9 protein-coding genes are annotated in these 11,432 nt (G+C 65.2%); 4 read left to right on the plus strand and 5 right to left on the minus strand.

Going from position 1 to position 11,432, the window contains the following annotated elements; genetic code table 11:
- Window positions 1–2: 2 nt before the first annotated feature.
- Window positions 3–428 carry a pilus assembly protein PilZ gene (locus tag ACK1U9_RS11700; protein ID WP_085600548.1) on the minus strand — a complete coding sequence of 142 codons (426 nt, stop codon included), beginning with the start codon at window positions 426–428 and terminating at the stop codon, window positions 3–5.
- Entirely contained in the window at window positions 425–2,065 is a 1,641-nt protein-coding gene (locus ACK1U9_RS11705) for a lipoprotein UxpA (RefSeq protein WP_108480180.1), read from the minus strand. The genes ACK1U9_RS11700 and ACK1U9_RS11705 overlap by 4 nt, the downstream gene beginning before the upstream one ends.
- A 224-nt stretch (window positions 2,066–2,289) precedes the next feature.
- Between ACK1U9_RS11705 and ACK1U9_RS11710 the strand changes: the two genes are divergently transcribed.
- Window positions 2,290–4,350 carry a PhoX family protein gene (locus ACK1U9_RS11710; protein ID WP_108480181.1) on the plus strand — a complete coding sequence of 687 codons (2,061 nt, stop codon included), beginning with the start codon at window positions 2,290–2,292 and terminating at the stop codon, window positions 4,348–4,350.
- A gap of 131 nt (window positions 4,351–4,481) precedes the next feature.
- On the opposite strand, the gene gspK is transcribed toward ACK1U9_RS11710, so the two are convergent.
- Window positions 4,482–5,447, minus strand: a complete 966-nt coding sequence (gspK, locus tag ACK1U9_RS11715; RefSeq protein WP_108480182.1) for a type II secretion system minor pseudopilin GspK — start codon at window positions 5,445–5,447, stop codon at window positions 4,482–4,484.
- Window positions 5,448–5,592: 145 nt separating this feature from the next.
- On the opposite strand from gspK, the gene tatA reads away from it, so the two are divergent.
- From tatA to tatC, 3 genes are read left to right on the plus strand one after another with little or no spacing between them, the layout of a single operon-like run.
- Window positions 5,593–5,826, plus strand: a complete 234-nt coding sequence (tatA, locus tag ACK1U9_RS11720) for a twin-arginine translocase TatA/TatE family subunit (protein ID WP_108480183.1) — start codon at window positions 5,593–5,595, stop codon at window positions 5,824–5,826.
- Window positions 5,826–6,131, plus strand: a complete 306-nt coding sequence (gene tatB / locus ACK1U9_RS11725) for a Sec-independent protein translocase protein TatB (protein ID WP_108480184.1) — start codon at window positions 5,826–5,828, stop codon at window positions 6,129–6,131. The genes tatA and tatB overlap by 1 nt, the downstream gene beginning before the upstream one ends.
- Complete coding sequence (gene tatC / locus ACK1U9_RS11730; protein ID WP_108480185.1) at window positions 6,128–6,889, plus strand: twin-arginine translocase subunit TatC; 762 nt, start codon at window positions 6,128–6,130, stop codon at window positions 6,887–6,889. Before tatB ends, tatC begins: the two co-directional genes overlap by 4 nt.
- 103 nt (window positions 6,890–6,992) lie before the next feature.
- On the opposite strand, the gene ACK1U9_RS11735 is transcribed toward tatC, so the two are convergent.
- On the minus strand, window positions 6,993–7,304 hold the full coding sequence (locus ACK1U9_RS11735; protein WP_046617105.1) for an NGG1p interacting factor 3 protein, NIF3: 312 nt from the start codon (window positions 7,302–7,304) through the stop codon (window positions 6,993–6,995).
- A 3-nt stretch (window positions 7,305–7,307) separates the two neighbouring features.
- The gene (gene purL / locus ACK1U9_RS11740) at window positions 7,308–11,207 is read right to left on the minus strand and encodes a phosphoribosylformylglycinamidine synthase (protein WP_046617106.1); all 3,900 of its coding nucleotides are present in this window, start codon (window positions 11,205–11,207) and stop codon (window positions 7,308–7,310) included.
- Window positions 11,208–11,432 lie beyond the last annotated feature (225 nt).

Raw genomic sequence — 11,432 nt, forward strand, 5'->3', positions numbered from 1 at the left:
GTTCATCCTTGCCGCTTGAAGCCGGTCACGACGGGGCGTGGCGGCCAGGGCAGGCGTTCACGCCGCCCCTGGTTGTTGAAAATCAGGCCATCGCTGTCGATGTCCTGCAGCACGATCCCTGGCGCCAGGCGCTGGCCGCGGGCCAAGGTGCGCACCTGCTCGCCATAGCGCAGCACCACCACGCTGGAGGCCAGCGGCTGCGCCTTGAGGCCGCCCAGGTATTGCAGCGGCAGGCGCGTGATTGCGATGGCACCGTCGTCGACGGGTACCTGCCAATGGCCGACCATCAAGCCAGGCAGCGGCTTGTCGGGCGCTGCGGGCGCAGTGGCCGGTTGCGGCTGGCGACCCAGTTGCAGCACGCACTGGGCCGCCAGCCAGCCGACCAGGGTCAGGCCAGCGCCCGTCAGCAAGCGCGAGGCGAGCGTCACGATGCCAACTGCCTTGGGTGCCAGCCCGGGTGCCCCTGCACGTAGCGCAATTCGGGCAGCTGCAGCGGCGCCAGTTGCCAGTCGCTCGCCTGGCGGGCGAGCCAGGCTTCGACCCGTTGCCACAGCGGCTCGCCGGCCTGGGTTTCGAATTGCAGGCCAAAGGTGCGGCACAGGCCCTGCACCGGTTCCAGGCCACTGATGCGCTTGCCTTGCGGGCTGTAGCTGACACGCCAGGCATGGCCCTGCCAGCGCGGCAGGTCCTGGCTGTTGTCCAGCAACAGCGGGTCGCCGAACAGTTGCTCCGCGGCGTTTTCCAGCACTTGCTCGACCTGCCGGGCGGGTGCTTCGACCACCGGTGCCGGGTAGCCACCGGTGAGGCTGATCAGGTGTTCTCGGGTAATGGCCGCCCCTGCAGGCAGAGGGTAGTCATAACGCAGGCCCGGCAGCAGCACCGGCATGCTGCTGTCGTCGGCCAGGGCCTGATGCAGCAGCCGGTCCCAGCTGCCGCCTCGGGTGTCGCGGCGCCACAGCGCCTGGGGCGCGCGGGCCAGCGGTTGATCGAGCCAGGCCGCGTGGCCGGCGCGCTGCTGGCGCAGTTCTGCCTGCAATGCCCCGACACGCTGCTGAGCGGCGGGCGCCAGCTGTTGCTCAAAGGCCGGGAAGAAACGCCCCTCGAACTGCCACAGCCCGGCCACGCGCTGGCAGCGCAGGCGGAAGGCACCGCTGCCCCGGCAACCGGCGAACAGCACCGGCACGCGGCGGCCGCTGGCCTGGCTGACCTCGACCGGCGCCGGCCACAGATCCTGGCCGCGGGCGCACAGCAGCACATCGATCTGCGGCACCCGCTCGGCCAGCCACAAGCCCGGCCCGGTACCGACATCGGCCAGGGCCACCACCAGGTCAGCCTCGCGTCGGGCCTGTTCGAACACCGGCTGCAATGACTGGTACCACTGTTTGAGGGAGGCTTTCTGGTCCTGGGCATAGGGGTCGGTCACGCCGATCACGGCAATACGTGCACCGCCGCGTTCGAAGACGTGCAAGGCTTCCAGGCCCAAAGCCCGGCGCTGCGTGTCTGCCAGCCCGGCGCCCAGGGTAACGGTGCCAGCCTGGCGATATAGCGCCGGGCTGCGCTGTGGCCACAACACGCGCTCGTCGCTACTGACCCGCGCTTCACTGCCCAGCAGCTGGCTGCCCTGCAGGCCGCTTTCGCCCTGGGTCAGGTAGGCCAGGCCACTGCCATTCCAGCCCTGGCCGTTTTCCAGGGTCAGGCTGTTGCCAGCCCCAGCCTCACCGCGCAGCTGCTCGAGCAATGCCGCCAGCACCGCATAGCCGCCCAGCTGGGCAGATGCAGCCTGGCTGGCATCGAGCAGGGGCGCCAGTTGCGGGTAGGCGATGCTGGCACTGCTGCCGGTCATCCATGGGGCGCGGCCCAGGTGGCTGACCGGCCCCAGGCGAGTGGCCGGCACCACCGCCTGGCCAGGCTGGCGGGCATCGAGGGTGTCGGCCACGTACAGCAGGTCGAGGCTGGCGTTGCCTCCCTGCTGCCCAGGAAGGGCGGAGCAGGCGCCGAGCAACGGTGCCAAGGCACCGATACCCATCCAGCCGATCACTTCGCGCCTGTGCACACTGCTTGCCATCGAACCCGCCATCCTTATCCATGTTCATCCAGGGCCCCGGATGTTGCGGCGTTGGCATTACAGTTTGATGGCAGAAATCCGACAGCCATTCCAAAGTGATCTGTAGAGCACGCTTGTAAGAGCGGGTTGTTTTAAAACCCCCTTAACATTTCTGCCAATGAATCATCACATTTGCGCACTAAAGTCGCGGTTCCCTCTAACTCAGCCAACATAAGGACACCCTGATGAGTCGAGATACCGGCGACAACCTGGACCGGAACCAAAGCGGCAACCTGCCGATGGCCAACGTCATGGACGCCTACCTGAGCCGCCGCAGCGTGATGCGCGGCAGCCTGGGCGCCGCCATCGCCATGATTGCCGGTACCGGCCTGACAGGCTGCTTCGACGGTGGTGGTTCCGATCACGATGATCCGGTCACCGAGCCACCCGTGACTGAGCCGGAAGTGCCGAAACTGGCACTGGGCTTCCAGTCCATCCCGGGCTCGCGCACCGACGCCTGCGTGGTTGCCGCCGGCTACAGCGCCTATGTGCTGGCGCCCTGGGGCACGCCGATAAACAGCAATGGCAACCCGTGGAAGTCCGACGGCAGCAACACCTCGACCGACCAGGCCAACGCCATGGGCATGCACCATGACGGCATGCACTTCTTCCCCATCAACGGCAGCTCCGAAGACGGCCTGCTGGCGATCAACTTCGAGTACATCGACACTGCCGCCCTGCACCCGGCCGGCCCGACTACCGATGTGAACGGCAAGCGCCCGGTGGAGGAAGTACGCAAGGAAATCAACGCACACGGTGCCGGCGTGGTGCGCCTGCAGAAAATCGGCGGCCGCTGGCAGGTGGTCGACAACGACCCGCTCAACCGCCGCTTCACTACTGCCTCGCGCATGGAAATCACCGGCCCGCTGCGGGGAACCGACCACGTCAAGACCAAGTACTCCACCGCCGGCACCCATTGCCGCGGCACCAACAACAACTGCGGCAACGGCTACACCCCGTGGGGCACCTACCTGACCTGTGAAGAGAACTGGCCAGGCATTTTCGTCAACAAGGGCACCCGCCCCGAAGACCAGCGCCGCATTGGCGTGGGCACCTCAAGTGGCCAGTACAAGTGGGAAACCGCAGCCGGTGATAGCAGCGAAGTGGACGACGAATTCGCCCGTTTCGATGTCACCATCAAAGGCGCCAGCGCAACCGACGACTACCGCAATGAAGCCAGCACCTACGGCTACATCGTCGAAATCGACCCGTACAACAGCAACACCCTGGCCACCAAGCGCACCGCGCTGGGGCGCTTCCGCCACGAAGGCTGTGCCCCGGGCCTGCCGGTCGCCGGCAAGCCGCTGGTGTGGTACATGGGTGACGACTCGAGCAACGAGTACCTGTACAAGTGGGTGTCGACCGCAGTGTGGGACGCAGCCGATGCCAACCCGGCCGACCGCCTGGCCACCGGTGCCAAGTACCTCGACCAGGGCAAGTTGTACGTCGCCCGCTTCAATGCCGACGGCACCGGTGTATGGCTGCTGCTGGACGTAGGCACCGCCACCACTGGCGGCAGTACCCTGGGCGCACTGTATGGCGACCTGCCGGGCATCATCCTCAACACCCGTGGTGCTGCCGATGCCGTGGGCGCAACGCCGATGGACCGCCCGGAATGGACCACGGTCAACCCGCTCAACGGCGACGTATACCTGACCCTGACCAACAACAGCGCGCGTACCCCGGAAAAGGTCGATGCAGCCAACCCGCGCGGCCCGAACCGTCACGGCCACATCATCCGCTGGCACGACAGCGACGACCAGCTGAGCTTCACCTGGGACATCTTCGTGTTCGGCGCCAACGCCGCCGGCACCGCCGACATCAACCGCTCCGGCCTGACCGAACTGAACCAGTTCGCCAGCCCGGACGGCATGAGTTTCGATAGCCGTGGCGTGCTGTGGTTCGAGACCGACAACGGCGAGAGCACCGTGACGGACTACACCAACGACCAGCTGCTGGCAGTGATCCCCACCAACCTGGTGGATGCCAGCGGCAAGCAGGTGCCGGTGAACGCACAGAACCAGGTGGACCTGCGCCGCTTCTTCGTCGGGCCAAATGGCTGCGAGGTAACCGGGATTACCTTTACCCCGGACAACAAGACGCTGTTCGTCAATATCCAGCACCCGGAGAACTGGCCATATACCGACAAGGCCACCGATGCCACCCCGGCAGGTGCCACGGTAAGGCCGCGTGCTGCGACGGTAGTGATCCAGCGTATCGATGGCGGGGAGATCGGCACCGCCTGATCGATTTGTGCACGGGGGCCGCTTTGCGGCCCTATCGCGACACAAGGCCGCTCCTACAAGGGATCGCATTCCCCTGTAGGAGCGGCCGTGTGTCGCGATGGGCTGCAAAGCAGCCCCGGCAATCTCAAGCCCTACCACACCATCGGCTCCCGGCTGCGCACCCGCACCTGCTGCGCCGGTACCCGGGCATGCCATTGCACTACCCCCAGCGCCTCCACCTGGAACTCGCTGCGTATCACCCGCCCCTCCTCCGCGAACGACAGCTGCAACAGGAAATACCCGCTGTTCAGCAGCAGCCCTTCGCTCAACCGTTCGAAGGTTTCGTCATCCACCGCCCCCAGGGCCTGGCGTAGCGCAGTTGCATCCACATACCCCGACGCCGGGCGACCGCTGATGATGCGGCTGAGCAACGAGCGCGGATAGCGCCCTTCATACAGCGCCTCCAGCAATGGCAGATGCTCCAGCCCCAGGGCATTGGCATTCAGCCGCCAGCCGGTGGTCTGAGGCAAGGCGCACAGCATCGGGTAACGGCTCTGGCGGCTGGCGTCCGGCTCCAGTAGCAAGTTCAGCTCGCTGGTATCGAGCATCGGCTGGTTGGCTGCCAGGCGCGGTGGTTGCTGGCGCAGGTATTGGGCGCTCTCGGCGCCCTGCAGGCGGGCATCGCTGTCGGTATCCAGCCAGTCGCCCAGGGCATCGACCATGCGCTCGGCAGCCATGTCATCGCCCAGCAGGTACCGCAACTGGCGCGCAGCTCGCTCGCCGTCAGCGCCAAGCAGCGCATTGACGTTGAAACAGGTGTGCTGGTCGAGCACCCGCAACTGCGCCTGGCCAGCGCCAAAATCGTAGTTCAACGGCTGCCCGCGCAAGGCCTGCCAGAACAGCGGGCTAAGCCGCCAGCTGGGGTCACGCAGGGCCTGTTCGGCATAGGCCAGGCCGGCCTGCTCCATCGCTCGCGCCTGCACCCGCTGGTGCAACAGGCGCACCCCATCGACCTGGCGCCGGCCATCTTCCAGCAGCCAGGCCATGCCCGCCGCCAACATCGCCAGCACCACCATCACCATCAGCAGGGCCGCGCCCTGCTGTTGCCTGCCACCCATCCTTGCCTGCCTCTGTCGCCGAATAAAGACGCCAGTCAACACGCCCGGTGTTGCAGGTAGATGGCAGTGACCGTTCGTCATGTGTACGTCATCTGCGCGAGGCAGGATTGTCTTTCCTTTTCATGACCTTACAGGAGTGGTCGCAATGGGTGGCATTGGAATCTGGCAACTGATGATCGTACTGCTGATCGTATTCCTGCTGTTTGGTACCAAGCGCCTCAAGGGCCTGGGCAGCGATGTTGGCGAGGCGATCCAGGGTTTTCGCAAGTCCATGGGCGGTGACACTGACGCGACTTCCGCAGCGCAAACACAGGTGCAGCAACAGTGCCCGCTGACCGGTCAGGGTACGCAGCAACCGCAAGCGGACCGTCAACCCTGATGTTCGAGGTAGGCTTCAGCGAGTTGCTGCTGGTCGGCATCGTCGCGCTGTTGGTTCTAGGCCCGGAGCGCCTGCCGGTGGCGGCACGCACCCTCGGGCGCGGCCTGGGCCAGGCACGCAGGGCCATGCACGCCCTGCGCACGCAGGTAGAGCGGGAGATCGAACTGCGCCCTGTCGAGCTACCCGATCTCGACAGTGCGCCTTTGCAGCGCCTGGAACAGGAGATCCGCCAAGGCATCAGCCTGAAAGCGGAGCCGGCCAATGATGCGGCCACGGTCGCTCCCCCCAAGGAAAACCTTTCATGAGCATTGCCATGGACCCGGCGGCGAGCATGCCGCTGACCGAACACCTGCGCGACCTGCGCAAACGCCTGGTGCGTTGCCTGGCGCTGGTGGCGTTGGTGTTCGCCGGCCTGTTCCCCTTCGCCCAGACGCTGTACACGCTGGTTTCCGAACCGCTGCGGCGCTTCTTGCCGGAAGGCGCGAGCATGATCGCCACCAGCGTCACTTCGCCGTTCCTGACACCGTTCAAGCTGACCGCGATGTGCGCAGTGTTCGTCGCCATGCCACTGCTGCTGCACCAGGCCTGGGGCTTTCTGGCGCCGGGGCTGTACCGCCGTGAACGGCGTATTGCCCTGCCGCTGCTGGTGTCGAGCATCGTGCTGTTCTACGCCGGCATGGCCTTCGCCTTCTTCCTGGTGTTTCCGATGATGTTCGGCTTCTTTGCCAGCGTTACACCGGAGGGCGTGGCGATGATGACCGATATCAGCCAGTACCTGGACTTTATCCTGGCGCTGTTTCTGGCGTTCGGGCTGGCGTTCGAGATACCGGTGGCGACGTTTATCGTGGTCTGGGTGGGGTTGGCCGATGTGGCCACGTTGCGGCGCAGCAGGCCCTACGTGATCGTCGGCTGCTTTGTGGTGGGGATGATCCTGACGCCGCCGGATGTGTTTTCGCAGACGATGCTGGCGGTGCCAATGTGGGTGCTGTTCGAGGTAGGGTTGCTGGCTTGTGGGTGGTTGAAGCGGCCCGGGCAGGGCAAGGAGATTGGGGCTGGATTGTAGGGCCTCTTCGCGGGTAAACCCGCTCCCACAGGGATCGCACAATATCCGAGAGTTGTGCGATCCCTGTGGGAGCGGGTTTACCCGCGAATAGCCTTGATGCGGTCTAGAACTCGGCGAGCTGCCAGACTTCGTAGGCTGGCGTTTCGTACGGGTGGCTCTGCTTGAGTGCAGCGACGACCTGGGCAATCAGCTCGTCAGCCACCACCAGCTCCACCTTCCACTCTTCCACCACCTCGACCTGGCCGGTTTGCCCGAGGAACGGCTGGCTGCCGTCCAGCGGGCGGAACTGGCCCTGGCCCAGCGTCTGCCAGGCGCAGTGGTCATAGTCACCGATGCGCCCGCCACCCGCGGCGAACACAGCGGCCTTGACCACTTCGACGTGGCTGGCGGGGACGAAGAAGGCGAGCTTGTACACGCCTTAGTTCACCCACACCCGTGCGTTACGGAACATACGCATCAGCGCGGCATCTTCCTGCCACTCATCCGGGCGCCAGGAGTTCTGCACGGCACGGAACACACGCTCCGGGTGCGGCATCATGATGGTCACGCGGCCGTCGCGGCTGGTGAGACCGGTAATGCCACGCGGCGAGCCGTTCGGGTTGGCCGGGTAGGCTTCGGTGACCTTGCCGTGGTTGTCGACGTAGCGCAGGGCCACACAACCGGACAGGTCGGCTGCCAGCAGTGCTTCTTCGCTGGCGAACTCGGCATGGCCTTCGCCGTGGGCGATGGCGATCGGCATGCGCGAACCGGCCATGCCCTGCAGGAAGATCGAGTTGGACTTCTGCACTTCGACCATGGCCACACGCGCTTCGAACTGCTCCGAACGGTTACGCACGAAGTGCGGCCAGTGCTCGGTGCCGGGGATCAGTTCATGCAGGTTGGACATCATCTGGCAACCGTTGCACACGCCCAGGGCGAAGCTGTCGGTACGCTCGAAGAAGGCCTGGAAGGCGTCACGGGCGCGGCTGTTGAACAGCGCAGACTTGGCCCAGCCTTCACCGGCACCCAGCACGTCGCCGTAGGAGAAGCCACCGCAGGCGACCAGGCCCTTGAAGGCTTCGAAGTCGACACGGCCAGCGAGGATGTCGCTCATGTGCACGTCGATGGCGGCGAAGCCGGCACGGTCGAAGGCGGCTGCCATCTCGACCTGGCCGTTGACGCCCTGCTCGCGCAGGATGGCCACTTGCGGGCGCACGCCCTTCTTGATGTACGGCGCGGCGATGTCGTCGTTGACATCGAAGCCCAGCTTGACCGACAGGCCAGGGTTGTCTTCCTCCAGCAGCAGGTCGAATTCCTGGTCGGCGCAGTCGGCGTTGTCGCGCAGGCGCTGGATCTGGTAGCTGGTCTCGGCCCACTGGCGCTGCAGCATGCGGCGGTCGTCGTCGAACAGCACTTCACCGTTCAGGCTGATGGACACTTCACCGTTATTGACCGGCTTGCCGATCACCGCGACGCAACCTTCACCCAGGCCAGCGGCGCTGAACTGTGCCAGTACGTCGGGGGTAGCATCCTGGCGAACCTGGATGACCGCGCCCAGCTCTTCGTTGAAGAGGATGGCCGGTACGTCGCCCTTGCTGTCGGTCAGCGGGTCGAGGTGCAGATCGAGGCCGCAGTGGCCGGCGAAGGCCATTTCCAGCACGGTGGTGACCAGGCCGCCGTCGGAGCGGTCGTGGTAGGCCAGCAGGTGGCCATCTTCGTTCAGGCCCTGGATCACGGCGAAGAACGCCTTCAGGTCTTCGGCGTCATCGACGTCCGGTGCCTGGGCGGCGATCTTGCCGTAGGTCTGTGCCAGGATCGAGGCGCCCATGCGGTTCTTGCCGCGGCCAAGGTCGATCAGGATCAGGTCGGTCTCGCCCTTGTCCATGCGCAGTTGCGGGGTCAGGGTCTTGCGGATGTCGGTGACCGGGGCGAAGCCGGTGATGATCAGCGACATTGGCGATGTAACGCTCTTCTCGACGCCCTCGTCGCTCCACTTGGTCTTCATCGACATCGAGTCTTTGCCGACCGGAATGGTAATGCCCAGCTCCGGGCACAGCTCCATGCCGACAGCCTTGACGGTGTCGTACAGGCGGGCGTCTTCACCTGGGTGGCCGGCGGCAGACATCCAGTTGGCCGACAGTTTGATGTCGGACAGCTTCTCGATGCGCGAGGCAGCCAGGTTGGTCAGTGTCTCGCCAATTGCCATGCGGCCGGACGCCGGGGCATCCAGCAGAGCCAGCGGGGTACGCTCGCCCATGGCCATGGCTTCGCCGGTGTAGACGTCGAAGCTGGTGGCGGTGACGGCGCAGTCGGCAACCGGTACCTGCCACGGGCCGACCATCTGGTCACGAGCTACCAGGCCGGTGATGGTGCGGTCGCCGATGGTGATCAGGAAGCTCTTGCTGGCCACGGCCGGGTGGCTGAGGACGCGCTGAACGGCGTTGTCCAGGTCCAGCGTGCTTGGGTCGAAGTCATCGCCCAGCTCGGCTTCGCGAGTAACCGAACGGTGCATGCGTGGCGGCTTGCCCAGCAGTACGTCGAGCGGCATGTCTACTGGCGTGTTGCCGAAGTGGCTGTCGCTTACGGTCAGGTGTTTTTCTTCAGTCGCTTCACCCACTACGGCAAACGGGCAACGCTCACGCTCGCAGATTGCCTTGAAACGCTCGAAGTCGACGGCGCTGACCGCAAGCACGTAACGCTCCTGCGATTCGTTGCTCCAGATTTCGTGCGGGGCCATGCCCGGCTCGTCGTTGGGCACGTTGCGCAGTTCGAAGCGGCCACCACGGCCACCGTCGTTTACCAGCTCTGGGAAGGCGTTGGAGATACCGCCGGCGCCAACGTCATGGATGAAAGCGATCGGGTTGTTGTCGCCCAGCTGCCAGCAGCGGTCGATGACCTCCTGGCAACGGCGCTCCATTTCCGGGTTTTCGCGCTGTACGGAGGCGAAGTCCAGGTCAGCCGAGCTGGCACCGGTAGCCACCGACGAAGCGGCGCCGCCGCCCAGGCCGATCAGCATGGCCGGGCCACCGAGCACGATCAGCTTGGCGCCGACAGTGATCTCGCCTTTCTGCACGTGGTCTTCACGGATGTTGCCCATGCCACCGGCCAGCATGATCGGCTTGTGGTAGCCGCGCACTTCTTCACCGTGCGGGGTGTTGATGGCCTGCTCGAAGGTACGGAAGTAGCCGGTCAGGGCCGGGCGGCCGAATTCGTTGTTGAACGCAGCGCCACCCAGAGGGCCTTCGATCATGATGTCGAGGGCGTCGACGATGCGCTCAGGCTTGCCGTAGGCCTGCTCCCACGGCTGTTCGAAGCCAGGGATACGCAGGTTGGACACGGTGAAGCCGGTCAGGCCAGCCTTGGGCTTGGCGCCACGGCCGGTCGCGCCTTCGTCGCGGATTTCACCGCCGGAGCCGGTGGAGGCGCCAGAGAACGGGGCGATGGCGGTCGGGTGGTTGTGCGTCTCGACCTTCATCAGGATGTGCACCGGCTCCTGCACCGCGCCGTACTGGCGGGTTTCAGGGTTCGGGAAGAAACGGCCGGCAACGTTGCCGACGATCACCGAGGCGTTGTCCTTGTACGCAGACAGCACACCTTCGTTGTGCATCTGGTAGGTGTTCTTGATCATGCCGAACAGGCTCTTTTCCTGAGCCTGGCCGTCGATGTCCCAACTGGCGTTGAAGATCTTGTGGCGGCAGTGCTCGGAGTTCGCCTGGGCGAACATCATCAGTTCGATGTCGTTCGGGTTGCGCTTGAGGCCCTGGAAGGCGTTTACCAGGTAGTCGATCTCGTCTTCGGCCAGGGCCAGGCCCAGGTCGATGTTGGCCTTGGCCAGGGCGTCACGGCCACCGGCAAGGATGTCCACCGAGGTCATCGGCTTGGGCTGGGCATGGCTGAACAGGTCAGCGGCCTGCTCCAGCTGGCCGAGCACGCGCTGGGTCATGCGGTCGTGCAGCTCGGCGGCGATCAGTTCGGCGTCGGCTTCGCTCAAGTTGCCGGCAACGTAGTAGGCGATACCGCGTTCCAGGCGCTGGATCGACTGCAGGCCGCAGTTGTGAGCGATGTCGCTGGCCTTGCTGGCCCACGGCGAAATGGTGCCCAGGCGCGGCACGACCAAAAACAGGCGGCCGCTCGGCTCCTGTACCGGCACGCTCGGGCCGTACTTGAGCAGACGGCCCAGCACCTGCTGCTGGTCGGCGGTCAGCTCGCCGTCGACATCGGCGAAGTGGGCAAATTCGGCATACAAACCAGTAACAGCGGGGACTTTCTGGCTCAGTTGCTCGAGTAATTTACCGTGGCGAAAGGCAGAAAGGGCAGGAGCGCCGCGCAGGATCAACATCGTCGGGACAGCCTCAGGAAGGGGTGTGCTTAGAGGCCGTGCATTCTAGCCTAATTCGAAGGGTTTCGGCACCCGCTCTAAGCCATGGCTGCCGGGCGGCGGAACCGGACTTGCGGGTCAAAAAAAATTGCCTTGTGTTGCCTGCTCCGGCCCTATCGCCGGCAAGCCGGCTCCCACAGGAATACCACCAGCCTCAAGGCCTGCATTGTACCTGTGGGAGCCGGC

This window comes from Pseudomonas sp. XP1 (assembly GCF_053557675.1).